Here is a 19,602-nt window from a genome sequence, read left to right on the forward strand (position 1 = left end):
CGGGACGCTATCTCTGAGATCATCTGGTATCTAAGAAAGAAACGTAGAATTTAATCCTAGCACCATGCCCTAAAAAACATAGAAGAAGAACAAAGCCTATGGCTTTCCGTTAACGGAGAGACATAGGCTTTGTTCTATTTGAATTTCTATAAGGCTGCGCCTTTTCCACCATCAATATTCACAGAGGTCCCCGTTACATAGGAAGCTGCATCCGATGCTAAAAAGGTTATCACATTCGCCGCTTCCTCCGCATTACCAATACGGCCTAATGGAATATCATGCCGCGGGTCACTTGCGAATTCCTCCCAAGTAAGCTCTGGAGCCCGCTTTTTCCAAACCTTCTCGATTTGGTCACTTCGGATGGTTCCAATACACACGGTATTGACTCGAATCTGTGCCGATCCCAAATCTTTGCTCATCGCATTCGTTAAAGCCAATCCAGCCGCTCTGCTGACCGATGTTGGAAGCGATGAGGCAGGAGGCGTCTTAGCCGCGGATGTCGTAATATTCACAATCGAGCCACCGCCTGCTTCTCGCATATGTGGAATCGCAAATTGCGAGCAATGAATCGCCCCGAATAATTTCAATTCCAAATCTTGGCGCCATACAGCTGAACCTACTTGTTCAAATGGTGCCGCTGCGGAAGTCCCCGCATTATTCACAAGAATATGTAAACCGCCGAAACGTTGAACCGTTTCTTCTATTGCTCTCTGACAATCAGCTTCCGACGTCACATCCGCCACAATCGTAAGAACCTCACCTTCGGTTAGATTAGCAATTTGGACCGCAGCTTCTTGAAGCTGCTCTACATTACGCGCAAGAATAGCCACCTTCGCCCCTTCGCGGGATAAAGAAATCGCGGTAGCAAGTCCGATCCCTTTACTTCCTCCCGTGATTAAGGCCACCTTATTTTGCAAGCCTAATTGCATATGGTTCGCTTCCTTTCCCTCAATAACAGAATAATAGCAATCTATAGATAAGCATACGCCATCACAGCGCCATTTTTCAAATCTCATCTGAAATAATAGCAAAAAAAACCATCAGGACTTATCATCCTCATGGTTTTCCATTATTTCCATTTCTATTGGTTTAAATAAACAGCTTTGCCCGTACGAGCGGACTCATAAATGGCTTCAAGAATTTGCGATACTACGTAAGCTTGCTCAGGCGTAACAACCGGATCAATATCTTGATCAATCGCATTGATCCAAGTACGCATTTCTACATCAGCAGCGCTTTCGCTTTTACCATCGTAGAAAGCAACTCCGCCTGCTTTCAAATCAACCTCGGTTGTGTAAAGACGGCTGTGCTTCTCACCATTGATGCGAAGGCCGCCTTTCATATCCGCTCCACCTTCAGTACCGCTTAACGAACACTTCGCTTCGTCTACTTCAAGTGTGTTTAACGCCCAGCTGGATTCAAGAATAATAGTTGCACCATTCTCCATCACGATCATCCCGAAAGCGGAATCTTCTACCGTAAACTTGCTAGGATCCCAAGGTCCCCAAGCGTTAGCAGCGTTTTCTTTATGGGACAATTCATGATAGGACGTACCTAATACAACCTTCGGCTTATAGTTGTCCATCATCCAAAGTGTAAGATCAAGGGCATGCGTACCGATATCGATTAACGGACCGCCACCTTGCTTCTCTTCGTCAAGGAATACACCCCATGTCGGTACAGCACGACGACGAATGGCATGTGCTTTAGCAAAATAAATGTGACCAAGCTCACCATCAGCACATACGTTTTTCAAATGCTGACTATCCGGACGGAAACGGTTGTTATAACCAATGGTCAGCTTTTTGCCAGTGCGTTTCGCTGTTTCAACCATGCGCTTCGCATCTTCTGCTGTTTTCGCCATCGGCTTCTCACACATAACATGCTTGCCAGCTTCAAGAGCAGCAATTGAAATTTCCGCATGTGAAATATTCGGTGTTAAGACATGTACGATATCAATCGTGGCATCTTGCAATACTTCTCTATAATCTTCGCAAACGAGCGCGCCTTCAATCCCATATTTCGCTGCAGCTGTTGCTGCACTCTCTTGGACGATGTCACAAAATGCGACTAATTCAACATTAGACAGCTTGCTCAAACTAGGCAAATGCTTGCCATTTGCAATTCCACCGCAACCAATAATACCAATACGATACTTACGTGACATGTGAAGACCTCCAGTAGGTTTTTTCCTTGCATACAAATATATGATATCTAGACAACTCTCTTAAATGTAGCACATGAAAACGCTTATTTTTAGTCTAACATTCGGACAAATCTCACTCAGAAATTACGACACAAAAATAGCCAGGAGAATAGTTCCCCTGACTTTTAAGACTACCTAACTACCACCTGCCCGCTTCTGAGCTTCCTCCAAATAACTTCGATACAGCCCCTCATTTGGTTGCTCCTGTGTTAAATTCTCGTAGTAGCGAGCAACTTTTTGGAAATAGTAGCCATGCACATCACTTGTTGGCACAAGCCGGTAAGGATCCCAGCGATACGTTTCTACCCGGTACGCTTGACCTTGCTCCTTCGTCCATAAGGCAATTTCACACAAGCCATCTGGGCCATTCCGCGTCGGCATATCTTCGATTTCCAGATGTGAATAGGTCGTACCAGGTGGAATTACGCGCTGAAAACCTGTTTGCGTCCATTGAATAATATCCAGTTCTGCTATGGGTTCATCTGCCCGCTCCCAACCAATAAGGACATCCCAGCCTTCTTTGCGTGAAACAGGCGCTGCAGCAAAGTCCTTCACAGCAAGATCTCTTCCTGTTGATGCCGACCCGATCGGAAACCAATTGCCTGAGTACTCTTTCAAGGAAAACAAATATTGATGGTCTAAATATCTATATAGGGCTGTGATTTCTGGAAACCCATCACCATCCACATCGGCGTATAGAATCGCCGCGGGATCTCCCTCCTGCTTCAGCACGACAATCTCGGCCTCCTCAGGTATACAACTGCGGACGACGGAAAGAAAATCAATTGAAGACAAGCTCATGTTATCCCTCTTTTCGCATCTTCTCAACACAAGTATATGCAGAGGGGAACTTGGCACATGTCTAGCATGTTGTTCCTAGGTTCCGTTGTTCTTGCGAATTAGGCGCTCCCTCGCTGCTCCTCATGTAACTGGTGAACGCATTGGATAAAACGCACAGTCTGTGTCTCTGCTCTCATCACGACTGAGTGGGTTTGCGCACGACCGCCCCAGCCATATTTGACACCATGTAAGAAATCGCCTGATGTGACCCCTGTTGCCGCGAATATAATATCGGAATCGCCCACAAGGTCCCGCATGCTTAACACTTTCGATGGATCCGAAATCCCCATGGCTAGGCAACGCTGGTGTTCTTCTTCATTCTCAGGCAGCAAACGCCCTTGCAGTTCGCCCCCCATACAGCGCAAAGCAGCTGCTGCAAGGACACCTTCGGGTGCTCCCCCTGAACCCACATGCAGGTCAATCCCCGTTTCCGGGAATGCCACTGCCATCGCACCTGCTACATCACCGTCACTGAGCAAATATATTTTGACTCCGAGTTTACGCAAGATCATAATGTGTTCGGCATGTCGATTGCGATCCAGAATAGAGACCGTCAGCTCTGAAATTTCCTTATGCAAAATGCTTGCCGCTTTCTGAATGGTCACCTCTAGCGGATCTTCGAGACTCAGCTTGCCAGCCAAGCGTGGACCAACCGCCAGCTTCGCCATATACATATCAGGGGCATGGAGGAGATTGCCTTTTTCTGCGATAGCCACAACAGATAGGGCATTATTCCGACCGCTTGCCACAATATCTGTTCCCTCTAATGGATCAACAGCCACATCAAATTCAGGTCCTACGCCACTGCCAACCTCTTCCCCAATGTAAAGCATTGGCGCTTCATCCATTTCCCCTTCACCGATAACAACCGTCCCCCGAAAAGGAACAGCACTAAAGTATTCCCGCATCGCGGAAGTTGCGGCTCCATCCGCATCATGCTTATTCCCTTTCCCTGTCCAGCTAGATGATGCAATGGCTGCTGCCTCTGTTACCCGCACGATTTCCAATGATAAGTCTCTGTGCATAAGCGATCCACCCTCTCGAAATTGGTTTGATTTGTTGTCTGATGCATTATGATCTTTCCGCCAAAATTAAGCCCGCTGTTTCCTCAATTGCTTTCTCGCTCACATCAATAATCGAACAACCCAATTCACGATAAAGTTTCATGGCAAAAGCTAATTCTTCCTCTATGCGCTCTTTCGTCGCATATTTAGCACCGAAAGGGAGACCAACGGCTTTCAGTCGTTCTGAACGAATACCAATCAGCTTATCCACACTCATTGTCAGTCCGACAAGCTTCTTCGGGTCTAGCTCAAATAATAAACTAGGCGGTTTAACCTCTGGAACTAAAGGATAATTCGACACCTTAAATCCTTTGTGTGCCAAATATATGCTAAGCGGTGTCTTGGATGTACGCGATGGTCCCAGCAGGACGATATGGGCTTGTTTCATTGTGCTAGGATCTTTGCCATCATCACTATTGACTGTAAATTCTACCGCTTCCACACGCTGATAATACTGTTCATCCAACTGGTAGAGCAGCCCGACTTTACGCTTAGGCGAATCCTTAAACGTGTCAATAAAGGCCTGCATCATAGGGCCCATAATATCGATGGCATTCACGCTCAATCGGATAGCTTCTTGCCGCATCATTTCTCTTAGTTCAGGCAATACAAGCGTGTAGGCGATAAACCCCTTTAGTCGTGAGGCTTCTTCTACGATCGTTCGTACTTCATCTTCCGTCCGAATGGAACCATGACGCTTAACGACAACCTGACTTGCATTAAACTGCCGAATCGTTGCTTGGACAACCGTATTTGCTGTTTCTCCTACCGAATCCGAACATACGAAAATGGTATGCAGCTTCTCTCCCATGTAAATTCCCCCTGATTTACTTACCTAGCGCTACATCCAGCAGCAATTTGGTCATTGTTGTTTTCGTAATTCGGCCTACAACTTCCAGTCCTTCCCGGCCCTCAATTGCCTTAACGACGGGTAAGCTGTCCACTTCATGATGAATCATCTTCCGAGCTGCTTCCAGCACGCTATCTTCAGGTTTCACCGTAATAATGTTCGGTTGTCTGGTCATCACCAACGAAACTGGCATTGCCGTTGCCGTTGCATGTCCTAATGTGACCTTGAGTAAATCTTTTCGTGAAACCACGCCCGCTAGTACACCCTCCTGATTAACAATCATCAAACTCCCCACATTCTCGAGAAAAAGGGCAACAACTGCATCACTAACGGTTACTGTTTCCCGAAGCAAAAAGGGAATGCCCATTACGTCCTTCACCTTCATGGACTCAATCAACTTGCTTGGTGCATGGACGTCGTGTGCTGCTGTTCCTAGAAAATAGCCCACCTTTGGTTTGGCATCGATATGACTTAACATGACTAAGACCGCTAAATCCGAGCGAATGGTCGGTCGACTAACCCCCAGCAGCTCAGCGATACGTTCTCCAGTAATTGGCGCATATTTGCCGACGAGATCAATTATTTCTAACTGGCGAGCCGTAAGTTCGATGATGTTTCCCTCCTAAAGCAATGAAATATCGTTATATAGTATGTTCTATTTGTTATATATTGTACATTATATATCAATTCTCTGAAATATAAAGATGTTTATTGCCTATAAAAGAAATTTTTATCACCTATTTCCTATTAGACATAAAAAAGAGAGTTCCCCAAAAGCCATATGTATGGCCGAGACACTCCCTCAAAGTCTATATTTTATAAGAAAAAAGCGATTCCCAGGACACCTGCCCCAACAATAACAACAAATGGATGCACCTTATATTTTACAATCGCCATGAAAGCGCCGCCTGCAATGAGAAGTGTTGCTACCTGCTTCCACGAAACACCTGTCTCTACCGATCCGAAAGATGATTGACCAAAATGCAGCGCAGCATAGACGATAAAACCTGTCACAACAGGCTTGAGACCGTAGAAGGATGATTTGAACCACGGATGTGAGTGCCAACGAAATAAGAAGGCCGCCGCGAGGATGATGACCACCAGTGACGGCAGTACCATGCCTAACGTCGCAAGAATGGCCCCAGGGATCCCCGCGGTCTCATAGCCAATTAACGTGGCGCTATTCGTTGCAATAGGACCAGGACTCGTGCCAGACAAGGCAATGACATGCTGAAATTCATCCAGTGTCAGCCATTGATGCCGTTCAACCTCAAGCTGGATGACAGGAATCATGGCATAGCCGCCGCCAAAGGATACGAGACCAATTTTGAGAAATGCGAGAAATAATTGGAGTAGCATCTAAGAATCACCTCATCCTCTAGATCCCATCCGCCATAAACCATTCAGCGGAGTTGTTCTCAACGTTCTTAGATGTTGTTGTATCTGTATGAGGTGGAGGATTTGTCATGCCCCATTTATTCTTAAGATACGTTATGACGAGACCGACCAGTACGCCGAGTGTGATCAACACGAGAGGTGATACCTGAACGAGGAGCATGACAATCACAGTTCCTACTGCTATAAGGAGGGTAAGCCGATCGAAGATCGATGATTTTGCCATTTTGTACGCTGCAGCCGCAATAAGACCTATAATCGCAGCATGGATCCCCTCCATGAGGGCTTGCATTTTCGGGTAATGCTCAAGCCAAGTATATATCACACTTAGCAAGAGGACGATCAGAAAGGTCGGTAGCGTAATCCCTACGACGGCCGCGATGGCTCCAGCAATTCCTGCGAGACGATAACCGACCAACGCAGATACATTGACACCGACTCCACCGGGGGCTGCACCGGAGATGGCCAGAAGCTCTGACATTTCCGCGTCTGACATCCAATTCTTCAAGAAGACGACCTCTCTTTGTATGGCAGGAAGCATGGCATAGCCACCTCCAAATGTAAGCGGGCTAATTCGAAGAAATGTCCAAAATAGGCGAATCAACTTGCTGAATATGTTCCCTGTCATTTTGATCTCCCCTTCCGCTTAATTCTATTTTGAATTAAAGTAAAGGAGAAATCCAATCAATTATCGTAATACGCTTTCGAATATATGCTTATAATCTGGGACTTCCACCCAATCAGCCGCTATTATTTCAAACAGTTTGATTCATTTTGACAAAAAGGGGCGAACTTGCTTCTTCATGGCCCTATTCGTCAAATACACACCTAACACAATGAAGAAGGCTCCCAACAGATGATATAGCTGCAAGGATTCCCCCGTAAAGGTGGTTGCAAAGATCGCGCTAAACAAGGGTATGAAGTTGAGAAATCCTGCGCAACGCTGGGGTCCGGCTATCTCTATGGCTTTATTCCAGCTCAAGAAAGCTACGATAGACGCGAAGATTCCCACATATAGTAATCCGCTAACCAAGCCAGGACTCCAGGACACATCAGGTGATTGGATAATCCACTCTATGGACGCACTTGGAATCAATACCACAAGCGCAACGGTTACTTGCACCAGTAAAAATGGGCTTGCTGAAAAGCGGCCAGCCATTTTTTTCATACCTACCGAATATAAAGCCCAGCATAAGACGGCGATCAACATGTACATATCACCTTGATTAACGGACAATCGGAGGAGCGCAGACAAATCCCCTTGACTTATAATCCAACATACACCTAGGATGGATACGCCAATTCCAGGTAATGCCCACCAGGCAAGTCTTTCTTTCATAACAGCCCAAGTGATGAGAACAACGAAAATAGGTGTCGCTGAATTCATTAATGAGGCATTAATTGAGCCTGTGTATTGGACAGCTACATACGTAAGTGAGTTAAATCCCGCTACTCCTGTTAGGGAGAGGAATACAACCATTTTCCAATTCGCTAGAAATTCATGTTTGAGTCGCCAGACTGCTTTGCCAAAAAAGGGCAGTAAACACAAGAACGCAATACTCCATCGAACCATTGCTAACGTGATGGGAGGAATATGCAATACGAGTGACTTACCCGCCACAAAGTTACCTCCCCAAATGCAGGTTGCCAGTATTAATAAAAGGTACGGGGATCGTTTCAACATAGCATATGTATCTCCTTTTAAGTTGACGTTATGTATTTCTAAAAGAGGACGGCATCTACAAACTTGAAATGCCTCTTGGAAAAAGATACATACTAAAGCATAGCGTTGGCAAGCATTAATATTTAAAAGCAAACAAAAGTCTCCGTTTTTCTCGGAGACTTCAGGTGAAATCAAGTGAAATTGTGTGACTAGTGTATGAATAGTATGAATCAACTGATGTTACATCTCATCCTCCAGAAATTGAACCTCACAGAAGCAGCCGAGTGGGATCATTTCGTGCAAGCAGCGCAGCATGTGTTCCTTCTCTTTCTCCTCCATTCGCCTAAGCGCATCAAAGTCAAAATGAATGATGCTGTTAATGACGTCATAATGCTTAAATCGCAACCGTCCATACGGAAATTGCCGATTGATCGCAGCTAGAATCCCATATTGATTTAAATTCGAGCGCAGCGCCGTTTGCGTAATATCCGCAGGTACTTCTTGCAACAGCGGCACTTTATCTGCACGGACTGCACAATAGGCTTTTACTTGAAAAACGACATACGGGTACAAGTAAGCGTTTGCATAATTCTCTACATAGAGCGCATCTTGCTTAGAAAGTTGCAAATCTTCTGTCCATGCATAAATAGTCGCCTTGTATTTATCTGAAGTGTGAATTCGGATGTACCTTAAATGGGGAAAGCGAGTTTTCACTAACTTTTCCGATAAAAGCCGTGTTCCCACCAAGATCACCTCTTTCAATCCTGTCATTGTGTTAGTAGTATATGCATGAAAATAAAAACAGCTATCCTTTAACTTTGAAAAGTCAGCTGACTTTATCTCCTCGTTTACTCATCTATATTCTATAGCTTGGCCTAATATGATGCAGCGACAGCAAAAGCCGTCCCCTGAGGTCAAATGACCACAAGGGACGGCTTCTTATACTGCACGACTTACAAGCCTTTCGCTTTCAAGAAAGCTTGCCATTGCTTCGTTGTTTCCGCATCAATCTTGTCTTGACCAGCTGCTTTCAGCTTATCGATGTATTTCTGCAGTTGATCCGCAGGATCTACTGCACCCGTTTCAAGAGCTACTTGGAACTCGTTATCTACGGCGGTCACGTTAGCAACCTCAGATTTGATCGTGTCTCGATTCACATCAAAGCCGTAGGAAGCCGGCACCATGGCGCTTTCGTTTAATTTTATCGTTTTGTCCCATACATCTGGTGTCTGTGCACCTTTCAAGAACGCGTTGAATTGGTTCCCGAACACCCAATCCACATTTGGCGCATAGCCGGAATCCTTGATTGGTTCAATATATTTGTCATCTTTTTTCGTATAGTGCTTGCCTTCCAACCCATTGGAAATCAGATTATACAGTACTTTATCCGTGTTAAGAAGGTTAATGAACATGAGCGCGCGTTCTGGGTTTTTGGAGGTTTTACTAATCACCTGCATCGCACTAGCAACACCTGTAAAGTAGGAGTCAGAGATCGGCACATACACAACAGCGTTGCCGCCATTATTCGCCATTTCATCCACTTCGCCGCCTGGCTTCGTAGTAAACTCAAGGCTTACGGCCACTTTCCCCTTCTTCTTGAGATCTGTAATGTTTTTCAACAACGGTGCATCCTCGTTGATATAGCCAGCTAAAGACCATTTATGCATCGTCGTGAAGAAGTCCTTCTTATTTTGCAGCTGTTGTATTTTCGTGATGGACGTGTATGTTTTGTCATCCTTCTTGTAAGCAACCGCAAGACCATCTGCGGCGACCAGATTCGGGTCTGTATAGAGGCCCCATGAATTCTGAGCCATCCCGAACGGAATAACATCCTTTTCATTGTCCTTGATCGATTTCAGGAAAGGCTCGAGGTCTTTATACGTCTTAATTGAATTAACATCCAATTTATATTTATCCACGAATTGCTTTTGAATGACGAGACTCTTCGTCTTGGCTGCGATTTGATAAACCGGGAAGCCGTACACTTTACCATCCGTCGCTTTCATATCCGGCCAGAATTTATCGGGAATGTTCTTCCGTGCTGCAGCAGCATTTTTACTGATCATCGCATCAGTCAGCTCCAAGAGAGCACCTTTATCGATGTTCGGCTGATAGCTGAGCAGCCAATATTTCGATCCCCAGGCCACATCGAAGGCTTCACCAGAAGCCATAATGGTGTTTAATTTCGGATCATACTCATCAAAAGAAAGCGGCTTAAGATCTACGGTTGCATTGATTTTGCTCTTCACATACTTATTGACTTCCTCATTCACGAGAGCCTGATCCTTACCTGGCGGATTACTTGGATAATAAAACGTCAATTTGACTTCAGGCAGAGTGCTTGGTGCAGGTGTTGCAGGCGTCGCGCTTGTCGTTGTTGCTGGTGTTGTTGCTGCCGGTGATGACGTTTCACTTGCCGTGTCGGTCTTACATCCAGCTAACACGGACAAACTCAGAAGCATAATGGCTGCACTGCTCAGGTACATTTTTTTTCCTTTTATCAACCTTCACACCTCCATATGAAGTACCCCTAGTATCATCAGAACATCAAACATTCCTTACAAACGCCACCCTCACCTCCTCTCAGTTTTTGAGTGAACCTACCGTAATTCCTTTCACAAAGTACTTCTGGAAAAAAGGAAACATAATCATCATTGGACCGCCAGCAACCAAAGCCATCGCCATCCGCACAGATAAAGTAGGGAAGTTCGCAAATTGTAATTTACTCGCTGCCTCAGCTAGAGGCGAATTCGCCAGAAATTCAATTTGCGATAGAATGCGAACGAGCAGCAATTGAAGCGGCACATATTTGTTATCATCGATGAACAACAAAGCATTAAACCAATCATTCCAATAGGCAAAAGAAATGAATAAACCGAGTGTCGCTAACGCCGGTGTGGAAAGCGGCATAATAATACGATAAAAAATGCGAAGCTCACTAGAGCCGTCGATCTTGGCGGATTCGATAATTTCCATCGAAATTTTATCGAGGAAGCTTTTCATAATGATAATATTGAAAGGATTCATGAGCAGTGGAATGATGAGTGCTAAAATTGAATTTTTCAAATGCAAGTATTGTGTCATGAGGATATAGAACGGGATGGTGCCCCCATTGAACAACAAGGTGAAGAAAATATAAAACGTAAGCGGTCGGTGATAGCGAAAGTCGCGTCGTGACATTGGATATGCCGTCAACGTCGTTAATAACAGGGATAACACGGTTCCAATAATGGTGATTCCGATCGTAACCCCATACGATCTCAGCCAAATGTCAGGAGACTTGAAGACAATTCGGTAAGCTTCTAAGCTGAGTTCTTTGGGAATAAAACGATAACCGAATTGGATCAGACTATTCTCGGACGACAATGACACTGCAATCACGAGTACAAAAGGGATGATCATCAACACACATATCACGGCGAAAAACGCATGGATAACCCAGATGGATGCCGGTTTCACTGGTTTAGCTACGACAAGCTCCATAAAGCTCTTAGTCACCTCCCCCATTAGAATAAGGCGTTCTCTTTATCGATTCGGCGTACCGCTGCATTAGCTGACACAATGGTAATTAACCCCACAACCGATTGTAGAAAGCCAACAGCAGCCCCAGAATTAATGTCACCAAGCTTCGCTAAGGCACGATACACATACGTATCTATGACATCTGTCGTCGCCAAATTAGCGCCAACACCATTCGGCACAAAATAATGCAATCCGAAATCCCCACGGAAAATATTGCCTAAGCCAAGAATAAACACAATGATAATCAACGGCTTCATAAGCGGTAGTGTAATGCGAAAAATCATTTGAACGCGTGATGCGCCATCTAATTTAGCTGCTTCGTAATATTCGGTGTTTATGCCAACAATTCCGGCGTAGTAGATCAATGTGGAGAAGCCGACACTTTTCCATACAGCGACCACAGGGAGAATGAATAGCCAAGGTGTCGTCTCAAAGTACCATTTGTGCGGAGAGAGCCCGATCGTGCTCAGAAAACTATTGAGATAACCACTTTTATGCTCCAGGAAGCCGTAAGTAATGTAACCGACCAGTACTAATGAAATGAAATACGGAAGAAAAAGCGTGGTTTGATACACTTTCACCATACGTCCGCTTACCTCATATAACAGAATAGAAAGGACTAGCGCAGCAAGCGTTCCGAGTGCGATATAGGTCATGTTGTATAAAAGGGTGTTCCGAATAATACGCCAGGCGTCCTGCGATTTGAAAATAAATTCGAAATTTTTGAAGCCGACCCATTTGCTCCCTAGAATCCCTTGATCATACCTGAAATACTTGAAGGCTAAGATCAGTCCAATCATGGGCAAATACTTAATGACCAGTTCAAACAAAATGCCAGGCATCGCAAGCAAAAGCAGCTCTCGATTTTTCCGCAGGTGTTTGAATTCCTGGAATAGCTTTCGTTTTTTGTTGGGATGCGATTTCGTCATTGTGCTCCTCCTTCCCTATTCGTATCTTGCCACAAGATGAAGCGTTTACATAGCGTACGATGTTCGAAAACATGTAGAAAGCATGTGTACAATGTTCGAATTACTCTCTTTTTCCCATTTAAAAACTAAAAACCACCCTTCCATACACCAATTGGTGGAAGAAGTGGCGGTTAATTGAACACGTTCCCCTATTATGAAATGGATTTCTTCATGCGATATTCCTTGGGTGTGCTTCCGAATTTGGCTTTGAACAATCGGAAAAAGTAACTCGGATTGGCATAACCGCATTTTTCCATAATATCTAAGACTGAATGATCCCCGTTTTCTAGAAGATGCTTGGCGTGTTGCAAACGAACTTCATTGATATACTCTGTTAGTGTAATTTGATAGCTATCCTTGAACAATTTCCCCAAGTACGCGGATGACAGTTTGACTGTGGCGGAGATTGTTTGTTGGCTCAGGTTAATATCCGCATACCTCTGATGGATGAGTTCTTTGACCGTTTCCAAGATCATATCATTCCGTTCCACATTAGACGGCTTCTGACCCTCACAAACTTGTGAACATAAGGCTAATAAAGCTACGTACATTTCTTCTAACGTTTCCTTCTCCTGCGGAATGTGATGAATATAATCCACATTGAAGCTCATCTTCATTACGCGATTTTCCATAATTTCAACGACGGTATACTTGATCACCCATGTTAAATTCGTTACAGCGCGATGAATATCATGATAATGAAAGGTGGCAAAAAGGGAGAATGCTTTCTCCAGCTCGATACCCGCTTCTGTCATTAATCCTTTCTTCAAGCTCTCGGATAGTTTCCGTTCGATGGCTTCTGGGATCGACACACGCTTATTCGCATTGTTCTCCTTGACCATTTCACTTGTAATTATGGACTTGTAGCCGAAAATTAGCGTATATAAGCTATTCTGTAAGGCTTGTGTATAGCCAGATGACAGCTGCGTCAATTGCGAGATGGGATCACTAAGTCCACACGACAGGCTCAGATCGTAATATTTCTCAATTGTATGCTGGATGTCCTGAAGGATCGGAAGAATCCTATCTGTTTTCGACGTGGCAGGCTCGTCAATCAGGGATACAATAAGAATAATATGATCCCCCCATACCTCCACTGCTTCACAAGGATACGCTTTGGACATCATTTCCTGCGCGATATTCGTGATGGCAAAGCTATGCATTTTCTTCAAAGCAACGGCTGTATGATTCGCATACGCCTGAAAATGATCCAAGCGAAGCACACAGACAATGATTTCGGCGGGATAGGCAATATTCAGTTGATGCTTGTCAATCAAACTAATCATATCGTGATGTGAGAACATTTGACCGTCTGTCATAAATTTACGGATGTAATATTTATTAACGATGTGTTCCGAGCTGATTTCTTGCAGGGTATGAGACAATTTCAAATAGTTCTCGCTCATGGCGTGCAGCTCATCCCCCTCGGTTCGCCTCGTGGGTTCACCCCGTGGATGCTGAAACCGAATCCGATGCAGCATATCTTCAATCGGATGATACAATTTATAAGACAACCAGACCGATAGGCCGATAGCAATCAAGAGGAGAACGCCGGAGACTACTAAAGACTTCACACGTGTCCGCGTAACTTCTGCCATCAATTGGTCATACGATTGTACATACAGAATCGTCCAATTCGGAATCGGATCTGCCATATAGGTAATCATGCTTTTCTCACCTTCCACATCGCCAATAACGAATCCGGAAGGTTCATCTGTTAGAGTCTTATGATTCTGAATATAAGTATGAATGGTATCCTGTGTTGCTTTACTGCCGTACGCATCTATATTGTGAGAGGAATATAAGCGACCTTCTTGGTCTGCCATCAGAATATCACCTTGCGAACGGCTGCCTGTATCGTTCATTTTCTTCAAGCTGTCGAAAACCCAATCGGACTTAATATACAGAACAATAGCGGATTCACCACGTGAAAAAGGCTTCAAGGATTCCGTTACGACGAACGCGAATGCATCTATTTGACCATCCTCGCGGTCGAGACTGACTGGAATGAGCCGGGATGTTTCGTGCTGGTGAGCAGGATCGAGCAACCAATCCGAAATTTTCTTTTTGGTCACTCCGCCGTCCAATAAGAAATTGGTGGTCGTGCCGTATATCTCATTCTGAGAATGATTATAGACGACCATGGAATGTAAGAAGGAGGAACTGTCCATGATACTGGACATGCGTTGGTAGCCTTGGATTAAATCCATTTTGGGTAAAGTTTCATCGAACATCAGAGGAATGAGCAAGTTATCTTTTAAGACAAAGTAAGATAAGTGTGTAATGATTTCGTTCATATAGGAGAAATTGTACTGCATTTGCGTGAGAATTTTGAGATTCGAGTCTTCCTGAATCCGTTTCATTGATTTTTCCAACAGATACGTATTGGCAAATGAGGAAGCTAATAGGACAACAACCATCGATAACATGATCGAGCTTAGTACGCGCTGCAAATATTTTTTGGATTTATAAAAGCCAAATCCTTTCATAAGTACCAAGCCCCCCTCTCATTATGACGAATTTACTGTGGCCCTATTTGTTTATCATCGATGTCAACCCAACCAAGCAAATAGGCGGGTGACGTGATCTCAAGGCGAATCTCTCCATCTGGCAACTGTCTCACTTGCGGATCTGCGATGAGCGAATGGGCATCAAATTTCCCACCAATTAAGGAGCGCCATGCCTGCCAGTCATAAACTTCCCGCCCTAACAAATCTGCTCCTGACGATGGCAAGGGTAGTTTCCCTGCTACCTGACAAACGCCCTGAAACCGATCCGACCAATAGAGATTATAATTCGCTTCCGCGAACTTATCTTCCCGCCAATTGACGAAATAGTAGAGGTAACCTGAATTATAAATAATGTTCCCTTTCACCGTAACCTCTTTATTGTCTTCGCCTGCCATCTCTTGTGTGCCAATAGCAGCTATCGCATCTGGATTGGATACAAGCAAATTGCCTTGAATGAGGTTGCCAATGCCTTTGGAGAAAATGAGCATCCATAGCTTTCCTTCCCCTGTACTGTAGAGACCCGTCAGTACATTCTGGGTAACCGTGAAGTAGTCCGAAGCATCATCCAAATAAATGCCAAACCCGAAAGAAAAGTGAATCCCACTGTCGTGTAAGCGGTTCCCATGAATCGCATTCCCCGTCCCAACACCCCAAGATTCAATCATACCGCCATCCTGACTGTCGATCATGACATTTGAAATATCGTTATACGCAATGTAATTATTGCGCGAATGAAGGAAATCCCAGTGATTCTCCCAAGTCACGGGTATTCCGTAAATGTTTGCTGGCATAACCTTGTGACGCAAGCCTTTCAAGGAGATACCGTAGCGCGGCATATGCGATATTCGATTATGAGTGATTTCGTTATCTCCACTTTGATACAACAGAATTCCGCAGCCATGCCCGATCAGCTCACCACCATACCGAATCACGTTATTCGTTATCCGATGCTCTTTATTCGTATAAGAAGCTTCTGCGGAAATAAATGAGCCTTGAAGCGGTGAATAGCCTGAGGCGCATATCCCCATATACCCCAAATGCTCGATAATATTGCCATGTATCCGAATGTTTCGCGTTTGATGATCCAAGAAAATTCCGCAGCTTCCGGAGTTGATGAGTTGACAATGTGAGAGTTCAATATCCGTAGCATACTGCATGTAAACCAATCCTTCACGGTGCTCATCCCGCTCTACATTACTCAAACCCTCGTCTTCTTGAATCATTTGATAATCCGACCAGAAGTCCGTGCAGGAGAATTGGAGTCCGTGAAAATGAAGATATTGAATAGGCTCATCTTGATCTTTGCCTTTCAACTCAATTAGCCTTGTGACTGTTGGCGCGATAATCTCTTGGTGCAGCGGAGAACCTTTTCTCGGCTTGTAGTAGAGCCATCCGCCCTTTTCAGCAAAGTGGAATTGACCAGGTGCTTGAAGAAAATCGAGTGAGCCTTGCATAAAATAACGTGAGCCTTCGCCTATTTCCCAAATGGAAGGTTGCTGAAAGGACACAAATCTAGCCTTAGCGTCATGAGATTTCACGGATCGCAACTCGGAAAACCAGTTCCATTCCCCTTTCCCTGGCCAGACGAAAACTTGTGCTTGCGTAAGGTCACTCCCTTCTGGGATATCCCCCTCCTGATAGTAAATGCCTTCTCGGCAAGCCGCTTCAGCCTCACCATCTACTTGAAAGTACCCTGTTGCTGGTAAACGTGCTTTAGCTATGCGTTCTCCATTCGCATATAGCGTGTGGAAGCTGATCCCTGTCCCTACCCACGCCCGCCACATGTCTGCGCTATAAGGCTCCCAGTTTGTAATTGGTCTTCCACCTATGATCTTGACTTCCTCACCAGGTACATTGCAATAGCTTACCCGATAGCCATTGCTGCCTGAATCTCGCTCATCCAATTTCCATGTATCTCCTAAATAATAGGTACCACCGAACACAAAAACGATGACATCGTGGTTCATCCCTTTGTGGATGATATTCCGAACTGTCATCTGAGCTTTGGTTATCGTTAAGAATGGCGCTTCTTTACTTCCATCGTGATCATCGTTTCCGGTTGTCGCTACAAAGAATTGGGTTGATAATAGCATGAGCTTACTCCTTTACACATCATAATAACCTTATTTATGACTAGGAGCTTGTCGGTATACCACTTTCATTCACTAGGAGCCTGGTTTAAAAGATAAGCCCTTCGCAGCCAGCTCTACCCGAATCAAATCTCTCGCTTTGGGACCCATGCCATGCAGCTTCATAAGCTCTGTCTCCGTGATTTGGGTGAAATCGTGGAGCTTCGTGATACCTGCCCCTGCTAAAGCTCGCCTCGCTGGAGCTGCTACGCCTCTGGGGAGTACCAACTGGTCTTCCTCTTGTTTATTCGTTGACATCATCTATACCTCCTTCTTTCGTCCAGCCAAAAAAGTACGAATAACTTGCTCCGCCTTCTGCGTTAAAAGCTCAGGTGTGCGACTCATCGCCTCCTGAAGTGTCATCGGACCGTTCACAATGCTGTGAATACTTGTCATGCCATATTCATATAGCTTCTCAGTTCCCTGCCCGACGGATCCAGATAAAACAATGACCGGCACGCCAAGCTTCGAAGCAGCCTGCGCTATCCCCATCGGTGCCTTGCCGGAAGCGGTCTGGGCGTCCGTCTGCCCTTCGCCGGTGATGACAAGCTCAGCATCCTGCAGATGCTCATTTAACTTGGTCATCTCGATGACCACGTCGATCCCTCGCTTCGTGCTTGCAGGGAAGAACGCTTGAAACGCACCGCCAAGTCCGCCCGCGGCGCCAGCGCCAGGCAGATGATGCACAGCAATTCCTGTATGCGCTGCCATCAAATCTGCAAAGTTGGTGAGCGCTGCATCAAGGGCTTCCACCATTTCCGGTGTTGCACCTTTCTGCGGTCCAAAGACATAGGATGCCCCTTGCGGACCAACGAATGGATTCGTAACATCCGAAGCAATGGTAAACTGCGATTCATGGATGATTCGCTCATCCCACTTTGAGGCATCAATCTGTGTAAGGTGAGACAGGGCTTGTCCCCCTGCTCCAATCTCACGCCCATCCGCGTCTAGGAGTCGTAAGCCCAACGCTTGGAGCATGCCACTCCCACCATCGTTCGTGGCACTGCCGCCGAGCGCAAGAATGAAGGAACGATAGCCATGATCGAGTGCATGGCGTATTAATTGACCAGTGCCATAGGTTGTCGCCAGCATCGGATTCCGGTGCTCCTCGGGAATTAGCACAAGTCCGGAAGCTGACGCCATTTCAATCACACACGTTATGCCGTCTCCTAGTACGCCATACGATGCCATTACTTCATTTTGAAGCGGCCCTCGCACTGGAACAGAGATCTTATGTCCGTGCGTCGCCTGTACTAGGCTATCTACGGTCCCTTCGCCTCCGTCTGCCATAGGGATGAGGACGGTTTCTGCTGCCGGCATAGCCCGCAAAATCCCGTCTCTTATCGCTTTGGCCACTTCTTCTGAACTAAGGCTGCCCTTAAATGAATCAGGTGCAATCACGATTTTCATTAGCCAACCTCCAGGTCGAACAGCACAATCTTATTTATTTATTAATTTATACAACGCTTGTGTACCACTTTCCTCTTCGCCCATTGCGGCTAATTGTTCATAGAGAGATTTGGCAAGCGTCAAACCGGGAAGCTCTACTTTCATGTCTTCGGCCGATTGCAAAGCAATCTTCATATCCTTAATAAAATGTTTCACATAAAAACCTGGCGCAAAATTGTCTGCAATCATTCGTGGCCCCAAATTACTTAACGACCAGCTGCCCGCGGCACCTGTTTCAATGCTTTGCAGCACTGTCGTTGGATTAAGCCCCGCTTTCTTCGCATAGACAAGCGCTTCAACAACACCCATCATGTTACTTGCTATCGCAATTTGATTACACATCTTCGTGTGTTGCCCCGCTCCTGCTTCACCTTGATGAACAATATTCGTGCCGATCTTTTGGAAAATAGGCAGCATCTGCTCGAACACATCGCGATCACCACCGACCATAATGGACAATCGCGCTTCTCTTGCCCCAATATCTCCACCGGAGACAGGCGCATCCAAGGAGAATAGCTGACGCGTCAGCGCTTCCTCATAAATCCGTTTGGCAAGGGACGGGCTTGATGTCGTCAAATCAATTAGGAAGCTACCCGGCTCTGCCAGGGCAAGAATGCCATTGTGCCCAAAATAGATGTCTTCCACATCGCTTGGAAATCCAACCATCGTCATAATAACCTGACACTTCTGCGCTAATGCGCCTGGCGTGTCCTGCCAATTCGCCCCCTTTTCCAATAGCTCCTGTGCCTTTGCTTTCGTGCGTGTATACACATGAACCTCATATCCCGCATGAATCAAATGTCCTGCCATGCTTTTCCCCATCACACCTGTGCCAATGAGTCCTATGATTGGTTTTGCCGTATGTGCTGTCATCTATATGTCCACCTTTCCCAGGTACCTAGTAGTAGTCGCTTTTATCTCCATTTAAACTTATCACCCTCTTCCCTTCTGGTCAAACGTGATACGCCAACAGTTTTTGTGCGCTAGCTTGCGACGGGTGACGGCG

General features: G+C 45.5%; 18 protein-coding genes. All 18 read right to left on the bottom strand.

The genetic code is table 11. The features are described 5' to 3' along the window. Positions 1 to 146 precede the first annotated feature (146 nt). The 18 genes from L6I86_RS09195 to L6I86_RS09280 all read right to left on the bottom strand — a co-directional run bounded on the left by L6I86_RS09195 (position 147) and on the right by L6I86_RS09280 (position 19,469). Positions 147 to 929: an SDR family NAD(P)-dependent oxidoreductase gene (locus L6I86_RS09195; RefSeq protein WP_236286486.1), complete on the bottom strand. Its 783-nt coding sequence runs from the start codon at positions 927 to 929 to the stop codon at positions 147 to 149. A 152-nt stretch (positions 930 to 1,081) separates the two neighbouring features. Beyond that, positions 1,082 to 2,167, bottom strand: a complete 1,086-nt coding sequence (locus L6I86_RS09200) for a Gfo/Idh/MocA family protein (protein ID WP_236286488.1) — start codon at positions 2,165 to 2,167, stop codon at positions 1,082 to 1,084. A gap of 174 nt (positions 2,168 to 2,341) precedes the next feature. Then, positions 2,342 to 3,007: a hypothetical protein gene (locus L6I86_RS09205; RefSeq protein ID WP_236286490.1), complete on the bottom strand. Its 666-nt coding sequence runs from the start codon at positions 3,005 to 3,007 to the stop codon at positions 2,342 to 2,344. 98 nt (positions 3,008 to 3,105) lie between these two features. Then, positions 3,106 to 4,071 (bottom strand): class II fructose-bisphosphatase, encoded by a 966-nt coding sequence (gene glpX, locus L6I86_RS09210; RefSeq protein ID WP_056614942.1) that lies wholly within the window; start codon positions 4,069 to 4,071, stop codon positions 3,106 to 3,108. Positions 4,072 to 4,117: 46 nt separating this feature from the next. Then, the gene (locus L6I86_RS09215) at positions 4,118 to 4,921 is read right to left on the bottom strand and encodes a pyruvate, water dikinase regulatory protein (protein WP_236286492.1); all 804 of its coding nucleotides are present in this window, start codon (positions 4,919 to 4,921) and stop codon (positions 4,118 to 4,120) included. Between the two features lie 16 nt (positions 4,922 to 4,937). Next, positions 4,938 to 5,573, bottom strand: a complete 636-nt coding sequence (locus L6I86_RS09220; RefSeq protein WP_236286920.1) for a helix-turn-helix transcriptional regulator — start codon at positions 5,571 to 5,573, stop codon at positions 4,938 to 4,940. A gap of 203 nt (positions 5,574 to 5,776) precedes the next feature. Then, complete coding sequence (locus L6I86_RS09225; RefSeq protein ID WP_236286494.1) at positions 5,777 to 6,319, bottom strand: chromate transporter; 543 nt, start codon at positions 6,317 to 6,319, stop codon at positions 5,777 to 5,779. A gap of 19 nt (positions 6,320 to 6,338) precedes the next feature. Beyond that, entirely contained in the window at positions 6,339 to 6,983 is a 645-nt protein-coding gene (locus L6I86_RS09230) for a chromate transporter (RefSeq protein ID WP_236286496.1), read from the bottom strand. Between the two features lie 141 nt (positions 6,984 to 7,124). Beyond that, a complete protein-coding gene (locus L6I86_RS09235) occupies positions 7,125 to 8,039 on the bottom strand; it encodes a DMT family transporter (protein WP_276574824.1) in 915 nt (304 codons plus the stop codon). 219 nt (positions 8,040 to 8,258) lie between these two features. Then, positions 8,259 to 8,762: a hypothetical protein gene (locus L6I86_RS09240; RefSeq protein ID WP_236286500.1), complete on the bottom strand. Its 504-nt coding sequence runs from the start codon at positions 8,760 to 8,762 to the stop codon at positions 8,259 to 8,261. A 209-nt stretch (positions 8,763 to 8,971) separates the two neighbouring features. Next, a complete protein-coding gene (locus L6I86_RS09245; RefSeq protein ID WP_236286502.1) occupies positions 8,972 to 10,522 on the bottom strand; it encodes an ABC transporter substrate-binding protein in 1,551 nt (516 codons plus the stop codon). 79 nt (positions 10,523 to 10,601) lie between these two features. After that, entirely contained in the window at positions 10,602 to 11,501 is a 900-nt protein-coding gene (locus L6I86_RS09250) for a carbohydrate ABC transporter permease (protein WP_236286504.1), read from the bottom strand. Between the two features lie 23 nt (positions 11,502 to 11,524). Beyond that, positions 11,525 to 12,469 carry an ABC transporter permease gene (locus L6I86_RS09255; protein WP_236286506.1) on the bottom strand — a complete coding sequence of 315 codons (945 nt, stop codon included), beginning with the start codon at positions 12,467 to 12,469 and terminating at the stop codon, positions 11,525 to 11,527. Between the two features lie 191 nt (positions 12,470 to 12,660). Next, the gene (locus tag L6I86_RS09260) at positions 12,661 to 14,997 is read right to left on the bottom strand and encodes an AraC family transcriptional regulator (protein WP_236286508.1); all 2,337 of its coding nucleotides are present in this window, start codon (positions 14,995 to 14,997) and stop codon (positions 12,661 to 12,663) included. Positions 14,998 to 15,029: 32 nt separating this feature from the next. Further along, positions 15,030 to 17,111 (bottom strand): right-handed parallel beta-helix repeat-containing protein, encoded by a 2,082-nt coding sequence (locus tag L6I86_RS09265; RefSeq protein WP_236286510.1) that lies wholly within the window; start codon positions 17,109 to 17,111, stop codon positions 15,030 to 15,032. Between the two features lie 72 nt (positions 17,112 to 17,183). After that, positions 17,184 to 17,405: a helix-hairpin-helix domain-containing protein gene (locus L6I86_RS09270; protein ID WP_236286512.1), complete on the bottom strand. Its 222-nt coding sequence runs from the start codon at positions 17,403 to 17,405 to the stop codon at positions 17,184 to 17,186. A 3-nt stretch (positions 17,406 to 17,408) separates the two neighbouring features. Next, positions 17,409 to 18,557, bottom strand: coding sequence for a glycerate kinase (locus L6I86_RS09275; RefSeq protein WP_236286513.1), 1,149 nt, complete (start codon positions 18,555 to 18,557; stop codon positions 17,409 to 17,411). A gap of 30 nt (positions 18,558 to 18,587) precedes the next feature. Next, complete coding sequence (locus L6I86_RS09280) at positions 18,588 to 19,469, bottom strand: NAD(P)-dependent oxidoreductase (RefSeq protein ID WP_236286515.1); 882 nt, start codon at positions 19,467 to 19,469, stop codon at positions 18,588 to 18,590. Positions 19,470 to 19,602 lie beyond the last annotated feature (133 nt).

The sequence above is a fragment of the Paenibacillus allorhizoplanae genome, from assembly GCF_927798215.1.
Classification (GTDB): Bacteria; Bacillota; Bacilli; order Paenibacillales; family NBRC-103111; genus Paenibacillus_E; species Paenibacillus_E allorhizoplanae.